The following is a 23,214-nucleotide window of genomic DNA, read 5'->3' on the forward strand; positions in this document are numbered from 1 at the left end:
GGGGCCGGCGACACGCCGGGAGGGGACACGCGGACAAAGGGGGTGAATCCCTCAAGATGCGCATTGGTCTTGACCAATTGTGGTTCGGGTGGAGAGAGTGCGCCTCTGGTCCATACCTTTTTTTCGGACCTCTCTCCCACCTCCTCCCGCACGTAAGCGGAGACCTGCACATGCGCATATCCACTTCCGCCGCCGCGCTCGCCGTCGGTGGCTCTCTCGCACTGGCCGGCCTGATCGCGCCGGCCGCCCAGGCCGTCGGCGCCGACCAGGAGTGCCGCGGTCTCGGGGTCGCCAACCTCTACGGCGAATTCATCGAGGGCGACGACACCCACACCCCCGACGCCGAGGGCGCGGTCGCGGTCGGCGGCAACGCCGACTTCACCGGCGGCTTCTCGGTCGGCCAGGAGCTCACCGCGGCCCAGGTCGACGCCCTGCCCGGCAAGAACGCCCTGGTCGTGGCGGGCCGGATCACCGGCCACAACACCCAGGTGATGAAGGGCAACGGCGTCTTCGGCTCCAAGGCCGACGGCGCCACCGTCCAGGCCCACCAGGGGGCCGTCGCCCAGGGCTCCTCGCCGATCGACTTCAAGGCCGAGTTCGCCAAGCTGCGCGCCGCCGCGACCTCGCTGGCCGCCGTGCCGCAGACCGCCGGCGCCACCGTCCAGGCCGAGGGCGCCAAGCTGACGTTCACCGGCGGGGACGCGAAGTACAACAGCTTCACCGTCGACGCGGCCCGGCTGCAGGGCGCCAAGGACGTCTTCCTCAAGGTGCCGGCCGGCTCGGTGACGGTGGTCAACGTGACCGGCGGCTCGTACGACATGGCGGCGGCCGGGACCACCGGCTTCCATCTGTGGGACGACGGCCGGAAGGCCTTCGTGCTGGACGACAAGCTGCAGAGTGCCGCGGGCGGGGCGATCCGCTCCAAGCTGCTCTGGAACTTCCCGACCGCCACCAAGGTGGTCAAGAACAGCCAGGCCGCCTGGGCCGGGACCGTGCTCGCGCCGAACGCCGCCTTCGACCTCGGCAGCGGCGGTCCGGTCAACGGCTCGGTGATCGCCGCCTCGCTGACCGGCAAGGGCGGTGCGGAGACGCACCACTACCCCTTCACCGGCTGCCTGCCGGGCACCGTGCCGACGCCGTCCGGCACGCCGACGGTGCCGCCGACCGTGCCGAGCGGCTCGCCGTCGGCCACGCCGAGCGCCTCGACCTCCCCGAGCGCTTCGGCGAGCCCCTCGGGCAGCCCGTCCGCCCCGGCGACCGGCACGCCCGGCGCCGGCGGTTCGCCCAGCGCGTCGGCCGGTGGCGCGACCACCGCCCCGTCGGTCTCGGGCAGCCCGTCCGCCCAGCCGGACGCGGGCGGCAACCTGGCGCACACCGGCTCCGGCCCGGTGCTGCCGATGGCGATCGGCGGTGCGGTCGTGCTCGCGGCCGGCGGTGCGATCGTGGTGGCCGCCCGGCGCAAGGCGGCCAGGAAGGCCTGAGCCGGTCGAGCCCGCCCCGGCGGCGGCCCCCGGCCGCGGAGGGGCGGAATCGACGGAAAGGCCGGAATGGCCCGCTGTTCGTCGGCTGACCGAATCGGAGCCCTCGGTGATTGAACCCGATCACCGAGGGCTCCGTTCTGTCTTGAAGGTGACGAAGTCCATTCAGGTTTGTCGAATCCGCGTTCCGCGAGGTGACGGCTGTGATGGGCTGGTCATGCACATCGGAAGACGGACGGACAGTCGATATCCGGTCGTACGGCGGGGTGTGGCGGGGTGCGGGAGTGCCGGTAGAGTCCCCCGGACAGTCGTAGCGGGCCACCGCGAACCACTCAACACGCCTGCTGCACAAGACCGTTCGGAGGGGAACAAAGTAATGGCACGACAGCAGCGGCACTTCGCGATCGGTGCGACGGCGCTTGCCGGAACGGCTGCGGCCGGTTTTCTCCTGCCCCTGGCGCTGGCCACCAATGCCTCGGCGCACGTGCCGAGTTGGACGGTGACCTGCGACAAGATCGTGATCGATCTGATCAACTACAGCGGCAACGAGACCGTGAAGAACACCGTCAGCCTCACCATCGACGGCGAGAAGGTCCTGGATGGCAAGACCTTCCCGAAGGAGTACCACGGCACCTTCCCGGTGAAGGATCACAACGCCCCGATCAAGGCGAACCTGGTGGTCACCACCACGGAGAACCCGAACGAGAAGGGCTGGAACATCAACGAGACCAAGACCATCGAGCCGTGCCACACGCCGACTCCCACCCCCACGCCCACCCCCACCAAGACGCCGACCCCGACGCCGACGCCGACCGCGACCGCGACCCCGACCCCCACGCCGTCGACCACGCCCCCGGCCACGCCGACCCCGTCGGCCACGCCCACCCCGAGCAAGACCCCGACGCCGACCCCGACGCCCACCACCAGCGCGCCGGCGCTCGCCCAGACCGGTAGCAGCGACTCGACCCCGATCATCGCGGCGGCCGGCGGCGGCGTGCTGCTGGTCGGCGGCGCGCTCGTCCTGCTCGCCCGCAAGCGCCGCGGCGGCAGCGAGAGCTGACACCCCGGCCCGATGACCACGACGCCCCCCGGCCCAAGGCGGCCGGGGGGCGTCGTGCGTCGGTACCCGCCGACCTACTCCCAGCGGAAGAAGCGGGCGGCCGCGGCCAGGCCGAGCACCGACCAGCCGGCCAGGATGCCGAGGTCGGCCCACGGCACCCCGGCACCGTTCTGGAGCACCGACCGCAGGCCGTCCGAGAGCGCCGAGATCGGCAGCAGCTCCAGCACCGACCGCACGGCCTCGGGGAACCTGGTCAGCGGCACGATCACCCCGCCGCCGAGCAGCAGCAGGACGAACACCAGGTTGGCGCCGGCCAGGGTGGCCTCGGCCTTCAGGGTGCCGGCCATCAGCAGGCCGAGCCCGGAGAACGCGGCGGTGCCGAGGACCAGCAGCGCGGCGACGGTCAACGGGTCGCCGTGCGGGGACCAGCCGAGGGCCAGCGCGATCACCGACAGCAGCGCCACCTGCAGCGCCTCCGTCACCAGGACGCAGCCGGTCTTGGCGGTCAGCAGCGCCCAGCGCGGCAGCGGGCTGGCGCCGAGCCGCTTCAGGACGCCGTAGCGGCGCTCGAACCCGGTGGCGATGGCCTGGCCGGTGAAGGCGGTGGACATCACGGCCAGCGCCAGCAGGCCGGGCGCCAGGAAGTCGACCCGCTTGCCGGGGCCCTCGACCGCGACGACGTCCACCGCGGAGAACAGCACCAGCAGCACGGTCGGGATGACCACGGTGAGCAGCAGCTGCTCGCCGTTGCGCAGCAGCATCCGGGTCTCGAACGCGGTCTGGGCGAGCAGCATCCGGCCGACGGGCGCGGGGCCCGGCGCGGGGGAGTAGTCGGTCGTGGCGGCGGTCATGGTTCCCTCACTCCGTTCGCTCACGAGCGCAGCTCCCGTCCGGTCAGGTCGAGGAAGACGTCCTCCAGGCTGCGGCGCTGGACGGACAGCCGTTCGGGCAGGACGCCGGAGGCCGCGCACCAGCCGGTGACGGTGGCCACCAGCTTCGGGTCGACGGGCGCCTCGACGCGGTAGCTGCCGGGGGCGGTCTCGGTGGCCGCGGCGCCCTCGGGCAGCTCCTTGAGCAGCGGGCCGAGGTCGAGGCCGGGCGGGCCGTCGAAGCGCAGGGAGTCCTCGGCGCCGCCGCGGCACAGCTCCTCGGTGGTGCCGTCGGCGATCACCCGGCCGCGGTCCACGACGGCGACCCGGTCGGCGAGCTGCTCGGCCTCGTCCATGTGGTGGGTGGTGACGACCACGGTGACGCCGTCCCGGCGCAGGTCGCGCACCAGCTCCCAGGTGGCCCGCCGGGCCTGCGGGTCGAGGCCCGCGGTGGGCTCGTCCAGGAAGACCAGCTCGGGGCGGCCGACCACGGCCATCGCCAGGGCGAGCCGCTGCTGCTGGCCGCCGGACAGCCGCCGGTAGGCGGTGCGGCCGCAGGAGCCGAGGCCGAGGCGCTCGACCAGGGCGTCCACGTCCAGCGGGTGGGCGTGCAGCTTGGCGGTGTGCCGCAGCATCTCGACGGCGCGCGCGCCCGCGTACACGCCGCCGGACTGCAGCATGACGCCGATCCGGGGCCGCAGCGCGGCGCTCCGGGCGACCGGGTCGAGGCCGAGGACCCGGACGGTGCCGGCGTCGGGGCGGCGGTAGCCCTCGCAGGTCTCGATGGTGGTGGTCTTGCCGGCGCCGTTGGGGCCGAGGACGGCGGTGATCGCGCCGGCCGGGATGGTGAGGTCGAGGCCGTCCACCGCGAGCTTGTCGCCGTAGCGTTTGACCAGCCCGGCGATCTGGACCGCGGGTTCGGAGTGCATACCGGCGAGTGTAAGAGGGCCTGACGCGCGGGCCGGACGGCGGCTCGATGATCGTTTTCGCAGGTCAGGTAAGGCTAACCTGCGTGACAGATGACACCGGTGAGGCCTGGATCACGGGTTGTCCCGACGGAAGGAATTACGCAACACTGGTGTTGTGAAAAACATGCGCGAGCACGCCCAGCAGCAGGAGGCCGAGACGGCCTCCTCCTGCGACGTGCCCGTGACGGCGGCCGAGGTGCTGCTGGAGGGCCACCGGGCCACCCGGGACCGGGTCGCCCGGTCGATCCTGGACCACGGCCCCTCCTCCGCCGCCGACCTGGCGAACCGGCTCGGCCTCACCGCCGCCGCCGTCCGCCGCCACCTCGACGGGCTGGTCGCCACCCGTCTGGTCGAGTCCCGCGAACAGCGGGTCTACGGAAGCCGCGGCCGGGGCCGTCCGGCCAAGGTCTTCGCCCTCACCGACGCCGGCCGGGACGCCTTCTACCAGGCGTACGACCAGCTCGCCGCCGACGCGCTGCGCTGGATCGCGGACTCGGTGGGCGGCGGCAAGGCGGGGGAGGAGGCGGTCGCCGCCTTCGCCCGCGCCCGGTTCGGCCAGCAGGCCGAGAAGTACCTGGAGGCCCTGCGCCTGGCCGCCGCCGGGGAACGCACCGAGGCGCTGGCCCAGGCGCTGAGCGCGGACGGGTACGCTGCCACGGTGCGGCGTGTCCCGTCGGCCGCGGCCAAGGCCCCGGCGGGCGCCCAGCTCTGCCAGCACCACTGCCCGGTCGCGCACATCGCCGAGCAGTTCCCGCAGCTCTGCGAGGCGGAGACCGAGGTCTTCTCCCGGCTCCTGGGCACCCATGTGCAACGGCTGGCCACGATCGCCCACGGCGACGGGGTCTGCACCACCTATGTGCCGGCACCCGGTGCCGCATCGTCGCCCGCCCAGCCCCCGGCGGGACGCGGCTCCGATGCAGTGCCGACTGCCGGTACGTCCACCGAAGATTCAGCGTCCGCGCGTTAGGAAGCTCGCATGACTGACACCGTTTCGCACCCCGAGCTCGAAGGCCTCGGCAATTACGAGTACGGCTGGGCCGACCCGGACACCGCCGGTGCCGCGGCCAAGCGCGGGCTCAGCGAGGAGGTCGTCCGCGACATCTCGGCGAAGAAGAACGAGTCCGAGTGGATGCTGAACCTGCGGCTCAAGGGCCTGAAGCTGTTCGGCAAGAAGCCCATGCCGACCTGGGGCTCCGACCTCTCCGGCATCGACTTCGACAACATCAAGTACTTCGTCCGCTCCACCGAGAAGCAGGCCGAGTCCTGGGAGGACCTGCCCGCGGACATCAAGGCCACCTACGACAAGCTCGGCATCCCGGAGGCGGAGAAGCAGCGCCTGGTCGCCGGTGTCGCCGCCCAGTACGAGTCCGAGGTCGTCTACCACCAGATCCGTGAGGACCTGGAGGAGCAGGGCGTCATCTTCCTGGACACCGACACCGCGCTGCGCGAGCACCCGGAGATCTTCAAGGAGTACTTCGGCACCGTGATCCCGGTCGGCGACAACAAGTTCGCCGCGCTGAACACGGCCGTGTGGTCCGGCGGCTCGTTCATCTACGTGCCAAAGGGCGTGCACGTGGACATCCCGCTCCAGGCCTACTTCCGGATCAACACCGAGAACATGGGCCAGTTCGAGCGGACGCTGATCATCGTCGACGAAGACGCCTACGTCCACTACGTCGAGGGCTGCACCGCCCCGATCTACTCCTCCGACTCGCTGCACTCGGCGGTCGTGGAGATCATCGTCAAGAAGGGCGGCCGCTGCCGCTACACGACCATCCAGAACTGGTCGAACAACGTCTACAACCTGGTCACCAAGCGCGCCGTGGCGTACGAGGGCGCGACCATGGAGTGGGTCGACGGCAACATCGGCTCCAAGGTCACCATGAAGTACCCGGCCGTCTACCTGATGGGCGAGCACGCCAAGGGCGAGACCCTGTCGATCGCCTTCGCGGGCGAGGGCCAGCACCAGGACGCCGGCGCCAAGATGGTGCACATGGCGCCGAACACCTCCTCCAACATCGTCTCCAAGTCGGTGGCGCGCGGCGGCGGCCGGACCTCCTACCGCGGCCTGATCGAGATCGGCGAGGGCTCCAAGGGCGCCAAGTCCAACGTGCTGTGCGACGCGCTGCTGGTGGACACCATCTCCCGCTCGGACACCTACCCGTACGTGGACGTCCGCGAGGACGACGTGTCCATGGGCCACGAGGCGACCGTCTCCAAGGTCAGCGAGGACCAGCTCTTCTACCTGATGAGCCGCGGCCTGACCGAGTTCGAGGCGATGGCGATGATCGTCCGCGGCTTCGTCGAGCCGATCGCGCGCGAGCTGCCGATGGAGTACGCGCTGGAGCTCAACAGGCTGATCGAGCTGCAGATGGAGGGCGCGGTCGGCTGACCCCAGGCCGCCGCCGCCGTCCACTCATTTCCGAGGAAGAGAGCACTACGAACAGCCATGGCTGAGCAGAACACCACCGGCTCCACCACCGCCGGGTCGATCGAGGTCGGCACCGCCGGCGCGGGCGCGCAGCTCGCCGGCCCCGGCACCGGCCGCACCGCGGTCCAGCAGCCGATCGACGCGCGCGTCGCGGTCAAGCCGTCCTTCGACGTGAACGACTTCCCGGTGCCCACCGGCCGCGAGGAGGACTGGCGGTTCACCCCGCTGCACCGCCTCGGCGGGCTGCACGACGGCACCGCCGCCTCCGCCCCGCGCGGTGAGGACAAGGTCGAGTTCACGCTGCCGGACGGCGTCACCGCCGAGACCGTCGGCCGGGACGACGCCCGCCTGGGCAAGGCCGGCAAGCCGGTCGACCGGGTCGCCGCGCAGGCGTTCAGCGCCTTCGAGCAGGCACTGGTGGTCACCGTCCCCAAGGAGTCGGTGCTGGCCGAGCCGGTCAGGATCGACGTGCGCGGCGAGGGCGGCGTCCGCTTCGCCCACGTGGTGATCGACGTCAAGCCGTTCGCCGAGGCCGTCGTGGTGCTGAACCACGAGGGCACCGGCACCCGGGCCGCCAACGTCGAGCTGCTGGTCGGCGAGGGCGCCAAGCTCACCTTCGTCTCCGTGCAGGACTGGGAGCGCGACGCCGTCCACGCCGCCCAGCACAACGCGCTGATCGGCCGGGACGCCTCCTTCAAGTCCGTGGTCGTCACCTTCGGCGGCGACCTGGTCCGCCTGCACCCGCGGGTCGCCTACGCGGGCCCCGGCGGCGAGGCCGAGCTGTTCGGCCTCTACTTCGCCGACGCCGGCCAGCACCTGGAGCACCGCCTGGTGATCGACCACGACACGCCGCACTGCCGGTCGAACGTGGCGTACAAGGGCGCGCTCCAGGGCCAGGACGCGCACGCGGTCTGGGTCGGCGACGTGCTGATCCGCGCCGCCGCGGTCGGCACCGACACCTACGAGCTCAACCGGAACCTGGTGCTCACCGACGGCGCCCGGGTCGACTCGATCCCGAACCTGGAGATCGAGACCGGCGAGATCGTCGGCGCCGGCCACGCCTCGGCGACCGGCCGCTTCGACGACGAGCAGCTGTTCTACCTGCAGGCCCGCGGCATCCCGGCCGACGAGGCACGCCGCCTGGTCGTGCGCGGCTTCTTCGCCGAGCTGCTCCAGCAGATCGGCGTGGCCGAGGTCCAGGACCAGCTCATGGAGAAGATCGACGCCGAGCTGGAATCGGCGGTCTGAACGCGATGACCTTCCTCCGTGCCTGCGCGCTGAGCGACCTCCAGGAGGACGTTCCCAAGCGCGTGGACCTCAACGGCGTGCCGGTCTCCGTCGTCCGCACCGACGAGGGGGTGTTCGCGGTCAACGACACCTGCTCGCACGCGAACGTCTCGCTCTCCGAGGGCGAGGTCGAGGACTGCATGATCGAGTGCTGGCTGCACGGCTCCAGCTTCGACCTGCGCACCGGCAAGCCGTCCGGCCTGCCCGCCACCAAGCCGGTCGCTGTCTACCCCGTAAAGATCGAAGGGGACGATGTGCTCGTCTCCGTCAACCAGGAGTCCTGAGTACACATGGCAACCCTTGAAATCCGCGACCTGCACGTCTCCGTGGACGCCGAGAACGGCCCGCGCGAGATCCTGAAGGGCGTGGACCTGACCGTGAAGCAGGGCGAGACCCACGCCATCATGGGTCCGAACGGCTCCGGCAAGTCCACCCTCGCCTACTCGCTGGCCGGCCACCCCAAGTACACCGTCACCGGCGGCTCGGTGCTGCTGGACGGCGAGGACGTCCTGGAGATGTCCGTCGACGAGCGCGCCAAGGCCGGCGTCTTCCTGGCCATGCAGTACCCGGTCGAGGTCCCCGGAGTCTCGGTCAGCAACTTCCTGCGCACCGCCGCCACCGCCGTCCGCGGCGAGGCCCCCAAGCTGCGGCTGTGGGTGAAGGAGGTCAAGGAGGCGATGGCCGCCCTCCAGATGGACCCGGCCTTCGCCGAGCGCAACGTCAACGAGGGCTTCTCCGGCGGTGAGAAGAAGCGCCACGAGATCCTCCAGCTGGAGCTGCTCAAGCCGAAGATCGCGATCCTCGACGAGACCGACTCCGGCCTGGACGTCGACGCGCTGCGGGTCGTCTCCGAGGGCATCAACCGGGTCCGCTCGACCGGTGAGGTCGGCACCCTGCTGGTGACCCACTACACCCGCATCCTGCGGTACATCAAGCCCGACCACGTCCACGTCTTCGCGGGCGGCCGCATCGTCGAGTCCGGCGGCGCCGAGCTGGCCGACAAGCTGGAGGAAGAGGGCTACGAGTCGTATGTGAAGGGGGGCGCGTCCGAGTGACCCATCCGTTTGCGGGACTGCTCGACACCGACGCGATCCGCAAGGACTTCCCGGTCCTCCAGCGGGTGCTGCACGACGACAAGCCGCTGGTCTACCTGGACAACGCGGCCACCTCGCAGAAGCCGCGTCAGGTGCTGGACGCCCTGAACGCCTACTACGAGCGGCACAACGCCAACGTCCACCGCGGCGTGCACGTGCTCGCCGAGGAGGCCACGGCGCTGTACGAGGGCGCCCGGGACAAGGTCGCGGCCTTCGTCAACGCGCCGAGCCGCAACGAGGTGATCTTCACCAAGAACGCCTCGGAGTCGCTCAACCTCGTCGCCAACATGCTGGCCTGGGCCGACGAGCCCTACCGGGTGGACGCCGACTCCGAGATCGTCATCACGGAGATGGAGCACCACTCCAACATCGTCCCGTGGCAGCTGCTGTCGCAGCGCAGCGGCGCGAAGCTCAAGTGGTTCGGGCTGACCGACGAGGGCCGGCTCGACCTGTCGAACATCGACGAGCTGATCACCGAGAAGACCAAGGTGGTCTCCTTCACCCTGGTCTCCAACCTGCTCGGCACGATCAACCCGGTCGAGACGATCGTCCGCAAGGCCCAGTCGGTCGGCGCGCTGGTCGTCATCGACGCCTCGCAGGCCGCGCCGCACATGGTGCTGGACGTGCAGGCGCTGGAGGCCGACTTCGTCGCCTTCACCGGCCACAAGATGCTGGCCCCGACCGGCATCGGCGTGCTCTGGGGCCGCCAGGAGCTGCTGGAGGACCTCCCGCCGTTCCTCGGCGGCGGCGAGATGATCGAGACCGTCACCATGGGCTCGTCCACCTACGCCCCGGCGCCCCACAAGTTCGAGGCCGGCACCCCGCCGATCGCCCAGGCGGTCGGGCTCGGCGCGGCCATCGACTACCTCCAGGGCATCGGCATGGAGAAGATCGCGGCGCACGAGCACGCGATCACCGAGTACGCCGTCGAGCGGCTGCTGGAGGTCCCGGACCTGCGGATCATCGGGCCGCGCACGGCCGTGGACCGCGGTGCCGCGATCTCCTTCACCCTCGGCGACATCCACCCGCACGACGTGGGCCAGGTGCTGGACGAGCAGGGCATCGCCGTGCGCGTCGGCCACCACTGCGCGCGGCCGGTGTGCCTGCGGTACGGAATTCCGGCGACCACGCGGGCGTCGTTCTATCTGTACTCGACGCCGGGCGAGGTCGACGCGCTGATCGACGGCCTGCACCACGTCCGGAACTTCTTCGGCTGAGGGACGGGGCAGGACGACCATGAAGCTCGACTCGATGTACCAGGACATCATCCTGGACCACTACCGCAACCCGCACGGCAAGGGGCTGCGGGACGGTGACGCCGAGGTGCACCACGTCAACCCGACGTGCGGCGACGAGATCACCCTGCGGGTGAAGCTCGACGGCGCCACCGTCACCGACGTCTCGTACGAGTCGCAGGGCTGTTCGATCAGCCAGGCGAGCGCCTCGGTGCTCAACGACCTGGTGGTCGGCAAGACCGTGGGCGAGGCGCAGGCGGTCCAGGAAGCCTTCCTGGAGCTGATGCAGAGCAAGGGTCAGGGCGAGGGCGACGAGGAGGTGCTGGAGGACGCGGTCGCGTTCGCCGGCGTCTCCAAGTACCCGGCCCGGGTCAAGTGCGCCCTGCTCAGCTGGATGGCCTGGAAGGACGCCACCGCCCAGGCGCTCGCCCACAACCCCGCCGTGAACGACTGACCCCGCAGAGGAGGACAAGACCATGAGTGACGAGAGCACCACCACCACCGGCACCGAGGCCCCCGCTGCGGAGCAGCAGACCGGCACCGTCATCGTCGGCACCACCGCCGGCACCGTCTCGGTCGAGGACCTGACCGAGGCCCTGATGGACGTCGTCGACCCCGAACTGGGCATCGACGTCGTCAACCTGGGCCTGATCTACGGCATCCACATCGACGAGTCCGACGTGGCCACCATCGACATGACGCTCACCTCGGCGGCCTGCCCGCTGACCGACGTCATCGAGGACCAGGCCAAGACGGCCACCGACGGCCTGGTGCAGGACCTGCGCATCAACTGGGTCTGGATGCCGCCGTGGGGCCCCGACAAGATCACCGACGACGGCCGCGACCAGCTCCGCGCCCTCGGCTTCAACGTCTGAGGCCCGCCGTACGGAACGCCGCTGCCCGGGACTCCGGGCGGCGGCGTTTCCGCGTCTCCGCTTCGCCCGCCGCCGGGTGAACACCCGCGCGTGATCTGCTTCGTCGAGCAGGTTCACCGCCGTTCCCCACCATCCACCCCCCACCCGCCTGCCGGCGGGTGCCCGCCCCGGGCTTGGCCGCGTGTCGTCCGGCCGGGCGGCACGCGGCGCTGATGGGGTAGGGCGACGACGTACCCGCCGGAGCCCCTGCGGATCGGTGGGACGACGTGGCTCAGGCGGCGGCGTATGCGGGACGACGACGATGGACGCGCATCGGGAGTGTCAGCTCATGTTGCCGGACCCCGGGGTGTTGGCGCGCTGCCGGGGTCACCTGTTTTCGGTTGGATTACTGAACGTACCATGACACTTGACGCTGCGTGAGTTTTTGTGGCATCCAGTGCGCTGATGCGACTACCGGGTTGCGGTTACCCGGCGGCGAGGAGGTCCCCGCGTTCGACGGCCTCGCGGAGGACCGTGGCGAACTCGCTGGGCAGGAGGTTGACCGCGTCGAGGGCCTCGCTGGTGAGAGGGATCTCCTCCAAGAGGTACTCGCCTCGGCCTTCCTGCCTGAACTCGGGCCCGGTGCGGTCCTCGAAGCTCCACTTCTCGATGGTGGCGAGGTAGAAGTCCTGGCGCTCGCCGTCGGTTTCGACGGTGTGGAGGAGACTGACGATCTCGGCCTCACCGGCGATCTCCTCGCGGACCTCGCGCAGCAGGGCGTCCTCGGGGCTGGCGTCAGTGGGCTCGATCTTGCCGCCGACGATCACCCAGTACGGGTCGGTGCCGGGTCGGATGCGCTTGATCAGCAACATGGTGTCGTTCGGGGTGAGGAGGACGGCGCGGACGCGGTGCTGCATGGTGGCCTGCTTCCTGTTCGGTGGCGTGGGGCGGTGAGCGAAGGAGCCTGCCCCACATGCAACGACTGGCCGATGGTGAAGGACGCGCTGCACAGGGTCGCGCGCCGAGTTCACCGGCGAACAGCAGACCTTCGGGGATGTTGATGGCTGTCCCTACTGCATGCACACCCCAGGTGAGTGCGTCGCTGTGGTAAGGGCGCTTGAAGCTGTGGAGCGGCGAAGGAAAGCCCAGTCGGAGCAGGCCTGCCCGACACTTGCGCCGAACTGTAGCTGTCCCTCGCGCTTTCGGTCATGACACCTGGCGGCCGAGCACAGCTGAGATCGCCCGCTCGTGGACGACACCGGTCCGGACGAGGCGGGCGGCGCAGCGCCTCGGCCACGACGCCAACCACATGTGGACGGCCTTCGGGCCCACCAACGTGGCCATCCACCGGATCTCGACCGCCATGGAGCTCGGCGACGTCCAGATCGCCCTCGACCAAGGTCCGCGCGTGGACTCCTCGACCCTGCCGCTCGAACGCCGAGTACGGCACGCACTCGAGATCGCCCGCGCCCACAGCGCGCAGAGCCGCATGGACGAGGCCCTCGCCCTCGTACTGGACGCCGAGGAGCTGGCCCCCGAGCAAGTCCGCTACCACTTCATCCCCCGACACCTGGTGACCAGCTGGGTCCGCCAACAGCGCGGCAAACCCGGCTACTTGCTGGCAGGCGTCGGGCAGCGGCTCCAGATCGTCGCGTGACGCGGCTGGGCGGTTACAGTCGTCGCCATGAGCGACTCCCAGTCCCACGAGGTCGTGGCCCAGCCCCGCACCGCCGCCGGCGTGCTCTTCTTCGACGAGGACGACGGTGTCCTCCTCGTGAAGCCGACCTACAAGCCCGGCTGGGAGATCCCCGGCGGCTACCTGCATGCCGGCGAGGCCCCGAGCGAGGGCGCCGCCCGTGAGGTCAAGGAGGAGCTCGGCATCACCCCGCCGATCGGCCGCCTGCTCGTCGCCGACTGGGCACCCCACCCAGCCGAGGGCGACAAGCTCCTCTTCGTCTTCGACGGCGGCGTCCTCCCCGCCGACGAACTCGACGACATCACCGTCGACCAGGTCGAGATCGGCGAGTACGCCTTCCACGCCACCGACCAGCTCGACGCACTCCTCATCCCGCGCCTCGCCCGCCGCGTCCACGCCGCCTGCGTCGCCAGGACGCAGTCCGCGACCGTCTACCTGGAGCACGGAGCGACTCGCCCGTAGGGGGACGTGTCGGCGATCTCGTGTCAGCGCCGTGGTTGGCGTCGCGCGCCTTCGGGTGGATCTGCTCCTGGACGACCGCGTCGGTGACCTTGCTGATCAGGTCCGGACTGACCTCGGCCCCGTAGATCTGGGCCAGGTGCGAGCGGATGTCCCGAACCGACATGCCGCGCGTGTACAGCGACAGGACGCGGTCGTTGAAGCCTGCCAGCCGCCGGGCGTTCTTCGGCACCACCTACGGTTCGAAGTCGCCGTCGCGGTCTCTGGGCACCGCGACCGTGACCGCCCCGGCATCGGTGAGCACGGTCTTGGGCGATTCGCCGTTGCGGGAGTTGTCTGACCCGCGTCCTGCGGATGGTGCATCTCATGGCCGAGGTGCTGAGTCATCTCGGCTTCCGGGGCCCGTTCCAGCACGGCCCTGGTGATTTCCGTCAGCAGCCCGCCTTCGCCCAGCAGGGCCGCCCCCGAGGCGTCGGCGCGGTCCATCAGCCGCTCGACGACCTCGTCGACCAACACATCCTCGGCCGCCGAGGCGACCGGTTCTCTGTCCGCCATGACGTGTCCGTCCCGCCTGGCCAGAGGACCCGAGGCCGAGCCTTCGGCCAGACTGTCCCATCACGGACTTACGCGATCTTGCAGACACGATCGCCGCGCGCCGCCCGGCTGGGCTGCGCGCGGCGAGGGCGGGGGCGGGCACCCGCCGGGAGGCGGGTGGGGGTGGATGGTGGGGAACGGTGGTAGACCTGCTCGACGCAGCGGATGGCGCGCGGGTGTTCACCCGGCGGTGGGCGAAGCGGAACGCCGCTGCCCGGGACTACCGAAGCAGTCCCGGGCAGCGGCGATCGTCGTGCGGGGGAGGGGTCAGGCCGTGGGCCTGGGTTTGCGGGCGACGGCCATCGCGAGCGCGGTGCAGGCGAGGGCGGCGAGGGCGGCGAAGCCGCTGACGGAGGGGAGGAGGCCGTAGGTCTGGACGAGGGCGCCGAGGGCGATGATGGGGGCGGAACTGCCGAGGTAGACGATGACCCAGAGGGTGCTCAGCTCGGAGCCGCGGCGTTCCGGGTTCATCGCCCCGACGGCGGCGGTGAACAGGGAGCGGAAGGCCACGCCCTGGGAGATTCCGCCGAGGACGCTGCCGATGAAGAGCAGCGCCGGGGTGCCGGTGTACTGGGCGGCGACGACCAGGCCGAGGCCGGCGGCCAGGCCGGCCATGCCGAGGGCGGTCACCACGCGGTCCGAGGTCGGCGGGACGAGCAGCTGGGTGGCGGCCGAGGACCCGAGCAGGAGGGCCGCCACGATCGCGCCGACCAGCTTGGAGTCGGTGTGCAGCAGCTGGGCGGCGAAGGCCGGGGCCAGGCTGAGGTAGACGCCGAACACCGCGTAGGAGATGAAGCCGGCCGTGGCGGCGAGCAGGAACTCGCGGCGCCCGGTGCGGGGCAGCCGCAGGCGCTGCGGGCGCAGGTGGGCCGGGGTGGTGATGCGGGGCGGGGAGGCCGGTGGGCGGCTGCGGCCGGGCATCCGGGGGTGGAGGAGGGCCAGCGGTACGCAGAGCGCCAGCAGGGCGACGGCGTGCAGCAGGAACGGGGTGAGCAGCGGGTCGGAGCCGCCGGCCAGCAGGGCGCCGACCACCGGGCCGAGCGCGACGCCGCCCGCCGAGCAGGCCAGGGTGATCTTGGCGGCCAGGGTCGGCTTGTCGGGCAGCAGGTCGCCGAGGGCGGCCCCGGCGGCGCCGGTGGACAGGCCGACGGCGATGCCCTGGACGGCTCGGCCGGCGGCGAGCTGCCAGAAGCTGCCGGAGGTGGCGAACACGACGTCGCCGACGGCGGCCAGCGCGACGGCGGGCAGGATCAGGGCGCGTCGGCCGAGGTGGTCGGACCAGTGGCCGACCACGGCCAGCACCGGGACCAGCGCCAGTACGTAGATCGCGAACAGGACGGTGGTGTCGAGCGCGGTGAGGTGCAGCCGCTGCTGGAGGAGCGAGTAGATCGGCGTCGCGAGGTTGGCGCCGATCAGCATCAGCAGCAGGGCGGCGGCCACCAGGCCGACGCGGACGCCGCGCAGCGCGTTCCAGCGGCTGATCGCGGCGAGCTGGAGCTGGGCGCGCGGCGCGAGCTCCAGGGGAAGCAGGGCCTCCGACAGTCGGCGTCCGTCGAGCTGCGCGGTGCGCAGGCCGGAGCCGGCGGGGGAGAGGTCCGCCATGGCAGGGGTCTCCTGTGGCCGGGCACCACCGGGGTCGGCGGGGTTGTGCCGGCGCGCCCGTCCGGAGGCGCTGTGGTGGTGGCCGCGGGTACGGGCTCCCTGGTGGGGCGAGGTGAGCTGAAGAGGGCCCCTCCGGCCCGGGGTCGGGCGGAGGGCGGTTGGGCTTCGTTGCCCCGGTGGCAGGCGCGGGGTGTGCGCGCTACCAGACCGAAGGATAAGGGGTGGGCGCACGTCCGTGGCGCGCGCCCCTGGGTGCGCCCCGTACGGCCGGGCATCGGGGGTGCCCGGCCTATACGCTGAGGTGATGGATCGGTACGCGGCGCTGTTGGGCTGACCGCTGGCTGAGGGAGAGCGCACAACGATGGCCGGACGACGTCGCAAGAACACCGGGGCTTCGGCGGGGGAGGGCGCGGCAGAGGCGGTGCTGCCCGCGGACCTGGAGCTCCAGGACCTCTACGGGGCGTTCGCCGCGCACGGGCTGGACGACGAGGACCTGGACGACGCGGCCGTCCTGGTCCCGCCGGTGAAGCTGCCCGCCGAGCGGGAGCTGGCCGAGCAGGCGAAGGCCGTACCGATGTTCGGGTACGCGCTGGCGCTGGCCCGCTGGGCCGCCCCGCACCGGGAAGTGGACGAGTTCGGCGACCTGGTCGAGGCGGACCGGGCACCCGCGGCCCGGCTGCTGGGCCTGGCCCCGGCCGAGGGCGAGGTGCCCGAGGAGGCCGAGGTCGAGGCACTGCGGGCCTGGTCGCTGGCCTGCGACCTGGACCTGGTGGAGCTCGGCACGACCGCGGACGGCGAGCACGTCGCCGTCCCGGGCCCGGACCTGGAACCCGCCGAGCAGGGCGACCCGGAGACCGTCCTGGAGCTGTGGCTGACCGCCGCCGGGATCGTCCGGGAGCTGGCCGTCGAGGCGGACTCCGTCCCGGAGGGGGCCGAGGGATCGGCGGAACCGGCCGGGGACGGCGCGGACGAGGAGGAGGACGAGGACGGGCTCTCCGAGGTCGAGGAGGCCCGCGACGAGGCCGCCGAGCTGCTGGACGAGGCCCTGCAGGTGCTCTACGAGACCACCGCCTTCGCCGAGCCGGGCAACGAGACCGTGCCGCTGGGCGTGCTGGCCGCGCTGCTGGTCGTCCCGGAGGGCGAGGAGCCCAGCGAGGAGCTGCTCGGCGACATCACGGACGTGATGGTCGCGCTGGACCCGATGCTGGGCGACCTCGCCGAGCTCGGCCTGCTGGACTACCGCCCGATCGACCCCGAGCTGTTCGACGAGGAGGACGGCGAGGAGTCCGCCGCGGTCGGCGAGGAGCCGCTGGACGAGGAGGAGTCGGCCCGCTTCGGGCTGGTCCGGCTCACCCCGCTCGGCCAGTACGGCATCCGCCAGTGGCTGCTGGAGGACGGCTACGACGCCCCGCTGGTCGGCGACCTGGCCCGGGGGAACGCGGCCGAGCTGCTGCGCGGGGTGTGCGAGTCCGCCAACGTGCTGCCGGAGGAGGAGCTGCGGGTGTGGACCGCCGACCGGGAGCCGGTGGCGGCGGCGCGCGAGCTGCTCGCGGCGGCGCGCGGCACCGACGGCTACGGCCCGCTGCGCCGGATGCTCTGCGTCTCGGCGCTCAACCTGCTCGGGCCGGACGCGGAGCCGGCCGTCCGGGAGGCCATGGACGACCCGGAGCTGGGTGGCGCGGCGCGGGCCTGGCTGGCCGCGCAGGGCGCGACGGACGTGCCGGTGCCGGACCGGGCGATGGCGCTGTGGACGGTGGTCGACACCTTCGCCGCCCAGCTGCTGGACAACGGCGGGGACGCCGAACTGCTCCGCGAACTGATCACCGACCTGCCGGTGAACGGCGATCCGGCCGGGTGGTTCGGCGAGCTGTGGCGGGTCGACCACCCGTACACGGCGGACGTCCTGGAGGCGATCGGGGAGCTGCACCCGGACCGGGCGGTGGCCAAGGAGGCGCGCAAGGCCGCCTTCAAGGCGCGCTCCAGGAGCTGAGCCTCCCGGCCTTCACGGAGTGCGCCGAACCGGGCCCGGGTCACGGAAGGTCCAGCGAGCCGTCCTCGGTGAAGGGGAAGAACGGGTTGTGGGCCAGCTCCCAGAGGTGGCCGTCCGGGTCCTCGAAGTAGCCGGAGTAGCCGCCCCAGTCGGTCGGGACCGGCGGCTTGACCACCACGGCGCCGGCCTCCACCGCCGTCCGCAGCGCGGTGTCCACCAGGGCGGGGGACTCCAGGTTCACCGCGAGGGTGACGCCGCGGAAGGAGGGCTCGCCGGCGGCGGGCACGCCCGCGTCGGCGGCCAGCTCCTCGGTGGGGAAGAGCCCGAGCGCCGAGTCGGCGGTGCGGAACCAGACGATCTCCGGGCTGGAGGCGGCGGAGCGCTTCCAGCCGAGCGACTCGTAGAAGCGGGCGCTGCGGTCGAGGTCGGTCACCCCGAGGGTGACGATGCTGATCCGGGCGGGGAAGGCGCCCTGCCGGGTCCGGTCCTGGGCGGCGCCGTCGTGCGCCGCCCCGTTCTGTGCTGCCTCGTTCTGTGCTGTCATGCCGCCAGGTTAGGGAGGGCCGCTGACAACCGGGCGTCCTGACACGGCCACCACCCCCGTCCGGAGGCGGAGCTGATGACCCGGCAGCTGCGGGCACGTAAGGTGGCGTCAGTGGTGCGGGTGCGAGGAATCGGGGGTGCGGCACAGGATGATGCGGGAGAACGGCGGCAGGCACCAGAAGCGGAACACCGGGCCCTCGGGGTCCGTCCCGGCTCCGGACCGGCCGGTCCGGGAGGACCGTTTCGCCGGTCGGCCCGCGGAGCGCGGCGCGGACCGGACCGCGGAGCAGCCCGCCGACCGGCCGTCGGGCCGGGCGGCCGAACCGCCCGTGGACCGGACCGCCGGCCGGCCCGTCGACCCGTTCGCCGATCAGGAGGCTTTCTCCCGCCGGACCCTGGCGGCGGCCGACTTCCCGGTGTACGGCGTGGTCGCCGGTCGAACGATGGCCGGAGACGTGCGGACCGGTGAACCGGCGGCCGGTGACGTGCGGACCGGTGACGCGGCGGCCGATGACGCGGTGGACGGTGAGGCGCTGGCCGCCTTCGAGACCTCCGGCGGCGAGCTGCGCTGGGTCGAGGTCCAGTGCGGTGACTGGCGCTCGGCGGCCGGCCCGTACGTCACCGTGCGCACCTACCGGCCGGGCGCCGACCGGGGCGAGCGGCTGCCCGAGCTGGAGGACCTGGTCGAGGACGAACGGGACCGCGTCTACGAGCAGTTGGGCATCGACGAGGGCGACGGGCCGGGCCGGGTACGGGCGTTGCGCGCGTGGATCACGGTCGACGGCGAGCCCTGCGCGGTGGAGGTGCACGAGGACCGGCCGGTGCCGGAGCCCGGCGCCCCGGCGGCGCCCGGGCCGGAGGCGGTGTGGGCCGGGCGACTGCGGGTCGGCGGGCTGACCGTGACGGTCTGCGGGCGCGGGGTGGCCCCCGGCGCGGTGGAGCTCGGCTCGATCGGCGACTTCGAGCGCTGCCTGCGCGGACGCACCGGACTGCTGCGCGACCTGGCCGCCCGGCGGGCCCGCCACGTGCCGGTCGAGGAACGCGAACTGCCGCCCGCCGTCGGGATGGAGGCGCACCGGGCGCTGATCGCGCAGACCGTCGCCGAGTCCGCCGCGATCGAGGCGCAGGTGCGGGTCGGGCGCACGCCGCGGCTGCCGCGCGGGCTGCGCGGGGACGTCGGCGCGGTGCGCTGGGAGACGGCGGTGCGCCAGCAGATGCGGCTGGCCACCGAGACCCGGGAGGAGGCCGCGGCGGCGGTGACCTCGATGGTGAACCACCTCAACCGGCTGTCCCAGCAGACGCACTGGCTGGTCGGTACGGCGGAGGGCGAGGCGGCCGTCGAGGAGGTGGTCCGGTACACGGTGTTCGCGAGCGAGGTGGCGAGCCTGCCGGCGCAGCGGGCCTGGGCGCAGCTGTGGCGGGAGCGGCCGGGCGGCGGCGGGGCGGGCGTGTGGGAGGAGCAGCGGCTGTCCGAGCAGCTGTGGCTGGCGGCCTGGGAGCAGTGGCGGGCGGCGCGGCACTGACGGGCTGTCGGCCCGAGCGGCGTCCGATGGAGCGCCCCTCCGACGGGGACCGGCGTAAAGCCGAGGTCATGTGAAGGTCATCGGTCGGCAAATGGCCGCCTGGGCGTGAGGTGGACGTCATGCCGGGTTCACCCGTCCGGCGGAGCCTGCTGGGCGTCGGCATCCCGCACCGACGCCCCCGCTCATCCTCAGGAGTTGCTGCCATGTCGCTGTCCCGCCGGGACTTCGTCAACCGTTCCACCCTCGTCGGGGCCGGCGTGCTGATCGCCGGCAGCGCCGAGGCGCTGGCCAGCGCCCCGGGCGCGATCGCCGCCCCGGTCGGCGGCGAGGCCCCGGTCGCCGCGGCCGCCGGGACCAACTCGGCCGCCGGCACCGCCGTCGGCTACGGCCCGCTGGTCCAGGACCCGGGCGGCCTGCTGTCCCTGCCGAAGGGCTTCTCGTACAAGGTCCTCAACCGGGCCGGCGTCACCAAGCTGCGCACCGGCGAGTTCACCCCGAGCAACCACGACGGCACCTCCGCCTTCGAGGACGAGCGCGGCGGCAACTACATGGTCGTCAACCACGAGCTGGCCGGCGCCCGCGCCAACTGGCCGCACCCGGTGCCGCTGACCGAGGGCCACGTCTACGACCCGGGCGCGGCCGGCGGCTGCACCATCGTGCACGCCAAGCGGGACGGCTCGGTCGAGCAGTGGGTCGGCATCGCGGGCACCGCCACCAACTGCGCCGGCGGCGTGACCCCGTGGGGCACCTGGCTGTCCGGCGAGGAGACCGAGGACAAGGCCGGCAAGAACGGCTTCACCAAGGACCACGGCTACATCTTCGAGGTCGACCCGTTCGACGACGACTACAACCGCGACCCGCAGCCGGTCAAGGCCTTCGGCCGCTACGCCCACGAGGCCGTCGTGGTGGACCCCAAGCGCGGCCAGGTCTACCTGACCGAGGACGCCTCGAACCCGAACGGCCTGCTGTTCCGCTGGACCCCGCCGGCCGGCTTCCAGCACGGCCGCTACAAGCTGCGCCGGCTGGCCGCCGACGCCGGCGTGCTGGAGGCCTTCAAGGTCTTCGACGCGCAGGGCAAGTTCATCGACGACCTCTCCCGCGCCACCGCGGTCGGCACCACCTACGGCGTGGACTGGGTCAAGGTCGCGGACCGCGACGCCAGGACCGTCTCGGTGCGCAAGCAGTTCAAGGACGGCGAGGTCACCCGCGCCCGGAAGCTGGAGGGCATGTGGTGGGGTGACGGCGGCTTCTACTTCGTCTCCAGCTTCGCCCGCTCGGAGAGCCCGCTCCAGCACGACGGCCAGGTCTGGTTCTACAACCCGGCCCGCCGCACCATCACCCTGAAGGTCCTGCTGGGCGTCAACACCGACGTCTGGGGCGACCACGACAACTTCGACGGCCCGGACAACATCACCGTGTCGCCGTACGGCGGCATCGTGATCTGCGAGGACGGCGAGGGCGTCTCGCACCTGTTCGGCGCCACCGAGGAGGGCCTGGTCTTCCCGATCGCCCGCAACGAGCTGAACATCGGCACCGCCGAGAAGCCCGAGTTCAGCGAGTTCACCGGGGTGACCTTCTCGGACGACGGCAAGACCCTCTTCGCCAACATCCAGACCCCGGGCATCCAGCTGGCCATCAGCGGCCCGTGGCGCCGGCTGAACGAGCACAAGCGCGGCCAGGGCTACGGCGAGTGACCCTCCGAGTGTGAAGGGCTGCCCGCGGACCACTCGTCCGCGGGCAGTCGCAGTTGCAGCATGGCCAGCAGGCGCTGCTGCGGCTGGGCGAGGTCGATGCCGGTCAGCTGCTCGGCCCGGCGGACCCGGTAGCGCAGGGTGTTGGGGTGGATGTGCAGGGCGTCCGCGGCCACCCGGACCTCGCCGAGCGCGTCCAGCCAGGCCAGCACCGACTCGGCGAGCCGGGTGCCGTGCCGGCGGTCGTACGCGGTGAGCGCGGTCAGCCGCGGGTCGCGCAGGCCGGAGCGTTCCTGGAGCAGCGCCAGCATCTCGCTGACCAGCACCTCCGCCTGGACGTCGATCAGCGCCGCGACGTCGAGGTCCACCCCGCCGCGGCCCATCGCGTCCAGGATCCGGTCCGCCTGCGCGCGGGAGTCGGGCACCTGGGCCAGGCCGTCGACGGTCGAGCCGATCGCGGCGCGCAGCGGGACGCCCAGGTGCTCGCGGGCGGCCGTCACCACCTCGGAGGCCCAGTCGCGCACGGTGGTCATCGGCAGGCCGGGCGGCAGCTCGGGCAGCAGCACGTACACCCGGGACTCGATCGGGGCGAGCAGCGCGGTGCGGTGCCGGGCCGCGGTGTGCACCGAGATCAGGCCGGTGACGTCGGAACGGTGCAGCGCGTCCGTGGTGCGCGCGCTGTAGGCCAGCACGGTGGCCGGGCGGCGCAGGTCCAGGCCGAGGTGGGTGGCGAGCGACTGGGGGCCGGTGGAGCCCTCCAGCAGGCCGGTGAGCAGGGTCTGGGTGAGCCGGACGTCGGCGGACAGCTCCCGGCGGCGGCGCACCAGCTGGGCGGCCGCGACCCGGGCGGCGCCGACCAGGGACTGCTCGGCCAGCGGGGCCAGCGGCTGGGCGCCCTCCTGCACCCAGATGGTGCCGAGCGGCTGCGCCCCGGCCCGGATGCCGACCGCCAGGCGGCGGCGCAGGCCCAGCTCGGGGTGCGGCTCGACCGCGATCGGGGCGTCCGAGCTGCGCAGGTGCTGGAAGATCCCCCACTCGCGGAGCTTGGAGAGGTACGGCTCCGGGCCCTGCCAGCCGAGGATGGACAGCCGGCGCAGGTCGTCGACCTCGTCGGAGTCGGAGGACCGGGAGTAGGCCAGCACCCGGCTGGAGGTGTCCTCGATCGAGACGATGCCGTTGGTGAGCACGGCGACGGTCTGGGCGAGGGAGAAGAGGTCGCCGGCGTTGGGTTCGGGGGAGCCGGGGGTGTCCGGGGCGTCCGGGCCGGCGATGATCGCCCGGGCGAGCGAGTCGAGGTGCTCCCAGCGGGTCTCGCGGCGCACCGAGAGCAGGGCGACGCCCGCGTCGGTGGCGGCCTCGCGCAGCGCGTCGGCCTGGCCGGGGCCGTCCAGCTTGACCGCGACGGCGGCGGCCCCGGCCCGGCCGGCCGCGCGCAGGGCGGGCAGGGCGGCGCGGCCGCGGGCGCCGATCGCGAGGACGAGTTCGCCGGGGGCGGCGGTCGGCGGGTCCTCCGGGTCGAGGATGGCGACGTCGCGCACCGCGACGTCCAGGCCCTGCGGGGCGGCCTGCAGTTCGACCAGCGGTTCGCCGAGGGACATCAGGAGTTGACGGAGCGGCAGGCCGGAGGTGGTCACGCCGGTCCTCCTTCATCCGCCCGGACAACGTTTCGCGGTCGATTTTAGCCGGGCGGACAGAGTTCGGGGCTGTCGTCGGGCGGAAGGCCGTCCGTGACCCCGCCGGCGCACCGGGTGCGCCGTCCGCGCACCGTTCGGCGGCCGAGCGCCGGAGTGCGAGCCGGTGGCCGGGGCCAGGAGCGTGAGCCGGTGGTGCACGGAGGTGT

General features: G+C 72.4%; 21 protein-coding genes and 1 pseudogene. 15 read left to right on the forward strand and 7 right to left on the reverse strand.

What is annotated here, in order from left to right:
* Positions 1-170 precede the first annotated feature (170 nt).
* Together ACZ6EM_RS15945 and ACZ6EM_RS15950 are read left to right on the forward strand one after the other, a co-directional pair.
* A complete protein-coding gene (locus ACZ6EM_RS15945; RefSeq protein WP_465772562.1) occupies positions 171-1,481 on the forward strand; it encodes a choice-of-anchor A family protein in 1,311 nt (436 codons plus the stop codon).
* 373 nt (positions 1,482-1,854) lie between these two features.
* Positions 1,855-2,538: an LAETG motif-containing sortase-dependent surface protein gene (locus ACZ6EM_RS15950; protein WP_465772563.1), complete on the forward strand. Its 684-nt coding sequence runs from the start codon at positions 1,855-1,857 to the stop codon at positions 2,536-2,538.
* Between the two features lie 74 nt (positions 2,539-2,612).
* Here the strand turns inward: ACZ6EM_RS15950 and ACZ6EM_RS15955 are convergent, their stop codons facing one another.
* On the reverse strand, positions 2,613-3,389 hold the full coding sequence (locus ACZ6EM_RS15955) for an ABC transporter permease (RefSeq protein WP_380353698.1): 777 nt from the start codon (positions 3,387-3,389) through the stop codon (positions 2,613-2,615).
* A gap of 20 nt (positions 3,390-3,409) precedes the next feature.
* The gene (locus ACZ6EM_RS15960; protein ID WP_401046422.1) at positions 3,410-4,336 is read right to left on the reverse strand and encodes an ABC transporter ATP-binding protein; all 927 of its coding nucleotides are present in this window, start codon (positions 4,334-4,336) and stop codon (positions 3,410-3,412) included.
* A 163-nt stretch (positions 4,337-4,499) separates the two neighbouring features.
* Here ACZ6EM_RS15960 and ACZ6EM_RS15965 point away from each other — a divergent pair, with 163 nt between their 5' ends.
* Genes ACZ6EM_RS15965 through ACZ6EM_RS16000 form a run of 8 tightly spaced genes read left to right on the forward strand, consistent with a single transcriptional unit; the run spans position 4,500 to position 11,297 of the window.
* On the forward strand, positions 4,500-5,342 hold the full coding sequence (locus ACZ6EM_RS15965) for a helix-turn-helix transcriptional regulator (RefSeq protein ID WP_401046430.1): 843 nt from the start codon (positions 4,500-4,502) through the stop codon (positions 5,340-5,342).
* 9 nt (positions 5,343-5,351) lie between these two features.
* Positions 5,352-6,767, forward strand: a complete 1,416-nt coding sequence (gene sufB / locus ACZ6EM_RS15970) for a Fe-S cluster assembly protein SufB (RefSeq protein ID WP_359905296.1) — start codon at positions 5,352-5,354, stop codon at positions 6,765-6,767.
* A 57-nt stretch (positions 6,768-6,824) separates the two neighbouring features.
* The gene (gene sufD / locus ACZ6EM_RS15975) at positions 6,825-8,054 is read left to right on the forward strand and encodes a Fe-S cluster assembly protein SufD (RefSeq protein ID WP_380548927.1); all 1,230 of its coding nucleotides are present in this window, start codon (positions 6,825-6,827) and stop codon (positions 8,052-8,054) included.
* A 5-nt stretch (positions 8,055-8,059) separates the two neighbouring features.
* Positions 8,060-8,377, forward strand: coding sequence for a bifunctional 3-phenylpropionate/cinnamic acid dioxygenase ferredoxin subunit (locus ACZ6EM_RS15980; protein ID WP_359905302.1), 318 nt, complete (start codon positions 8,060-8,062; stop codon positions 8,375-8,377).
* A gap of 6 nt (positions 8,378-8,383) precedes the next feature.
* On the forward strand, positions 8,384-9,148 hold the full coding sequence (sufC, locus tag ACZ6EM_RS15985) for a Fe-S cluster assembly ATPase SufC (protein WP_359905304.1): 765 nt from the start codon (positions 8,384-8,386) through the stop codon (positions 9,146-9,148).
* Entirely contained in the window at positions 9,145-10,404 is a 1,260-nt protein-coding gene (locus ACZ6EM_RS15990) for a cysteine desulfurase (protein ID WP_359905307.1), read from the forward strand. Before sufC ends, ACZ6EM_RS15990 begins: the two co-directional genes overlap by 4 nt.
* Positions 10,405-10,423: 19 nt before the next feature.
* Positions 10,424-10,876, forward strand: coding sequence for a Fe-S cluster assembly sulfur transfer protein SufU (gene sufU, locus ACZ6EM_RS15995; RefSeq protein ID WP_359905310.1), 453 nt, complete (start codon positions 10,424-10,426; stop codon positions 10,874-10,876).
* Between the two features lie 22 nt (positions 10,877-10,898).
* A complete protein-coding gene (locus tag ACZ6EM_RS16000) occupies positions 10,899-11,297 on the forward strand; it encodes a metal-sulfur cluster assembly factor (RefSeq protein ID WP_452178273.1) in 399 nt (132 codons plus the stop codon).
* A gap of 464 nt (positions 11,298-11,761) precedes the next feature.
* On the opposite strand, the gene ACZ6EM_RS16005 is transcribed toward ACZ6EM_RS16000, so the two are convergent.
* On the reverse strand, positions 11,762-12,193 hold the full coding sequence (locus ACZ6EM_RS16005) for an NUDIX hydrolase (RefSeq protein ID WP_465772564.1): 432 nt from the start codon (positions 12,191-12,193) through the stop codon (positions 11,762-11,764).
* A gap of 392 nt (positions 12,194-12,585) precedes the next feature.
* Between ACZ6EM_RS16005 and ACZ6EM_RS16010 the strand changes: the two genes are divergently transcribed.
* Both ACZ6EM_RS16010 and ACZ6EM_RS16015 read left to right on the forward strand, forming a co-directional pair.
* Complete coding sequence (locus tag ACZ6EM_RS16010) at positions 12,586-12,933, forward strand: hypothetical protein (RefSeq protein ID WP_465772565.1); 348 nt, start codon at positions 12,586-12,588, stop codon at positions 12,931-12,933.
* A 27-nt stretch (positions 12,934-12,960) separates the two neighbouring features.
* Positions 12,961-13,434, forward strand: coding sequence for an NUDIX domain-containing protein (locus ACZ6EM_RS16015; RefSeq protein ID WP_465772566.1), 474 nt, complete (start codon positions 12,961-12,963; stop codon positions 13,432-13,434).
* A gap of 58 nt (positions 13,435-13,492) precedes the next feature.
* On the opposite strand, the pseudogene ACZ6EM_RS16020 reads toward ACZ6EM_RS16015, so the two are convergent.
* A pseudogene (locus ACZ6EM_RS16020) lies at positions 13,493-13,986 on the reverse strand (transposase); the annotation flags it as partial.
* 306 nt (positions 13,987-14,292) lie between these two features.
* Positions 14,293-15,627, reverse strand: coding sequence for an MFS transporter (locus ACZ6EM_RS16025; RefSeq protein ID WP_465772567.1), 1,335 nt, complete (start codon positions 15,625-15,627; stop codon positions 14,293-14,295).
* A gap of 361 nt (positions 15,628-15,988) precedes the next feature.
* Between ACZ6EM_RS16025 and ACZ6EM_RS16030 the strand changes: the two genes are divergently transcribed.
* On the forward strand, positions 15,989-17,617 hold the full coding sequence (locus tag ACZ6EM_RS16030; protein WP_401048262.1) for a hypothetical protein: 1,629 nt from the start codon (positions 15,989-15,991) through the stop codon (positions 17,615-17,617).
* A gap of 40 nt (positions 17,618-17,657) precedes the next feature.
* On the opposite strand, the gene ACZ6EM_RS16035 is transcribed toward ACZ6EM_RS16030, so the two are convergent.
* Positions 17,658-18,161 (reverse strand): VOC family protein, encoded by a 504-nt coding sequence (locus ACZ6EM_RS16035; RefSeq protein ID WP_401048259.1) that lies wholly within the window; start codon positions 18,159-18,161, stop codon positions 17,658-17,660.
* A gap of 136 nt (positions 18,162-18,297) precedes the next feature.
* On the opposite strand from ACZ6EM_RS16035, the gene ACZ6EM_RS16040 reads away from it, so the two are divergent.
* Both ACZ6EM_RS16040 and ACZ6EM_RS16045 read left to right on the forward strand, forming a co-directional pair.
* Positions 18,298-19,683 (forward strand): regulatory protein RecX, encoded by a 1,386-nt coding sequence (locus tag ACZ6EM_RS16040; RefSeq protein ID WP_401048257.1) that lies wholly within the window; start codon positions 18,298-18,300, stop codon positions 19,681-19,683.
* A 203-nt stretch (positions 19,684-19,886) separates the two neighbouring features.
* On the forward strand, positions 19,887-21,377 hold the full coding sequence (locus ACZ6EM_RS16045; RefSeq protein ID WP_401048254.1) for an alkaline phosphatase PhoX: 1,491 nt from the start codon (positions 19,887-19,889) through the stop codon (positions 21,375-21,377).
* Here the strand turns inward: ACZ6EM_RS16045 and ACZ6EM_RS16050 are convergent.
* Entirely contained in the window at positions 21,365-23,008 is a 1,644-nt protein-coding gene (locus ACZ6EM_RS16050; protein WP_401048252.1) for a PucR family transcriptional regulator, read from the reverse strand. The two genes, ACZ6EM_RS16045 and ACZ6EM_RS16050, sit on opposite strands and share 13 nt — an antisense overlap.
* Positions 23,009-23,214: the final 206 nt, after the last annotated feature.

It is taken from the genome of Kitasatospora sp. NPDC041917 (genome assembly GCF_055589745.1).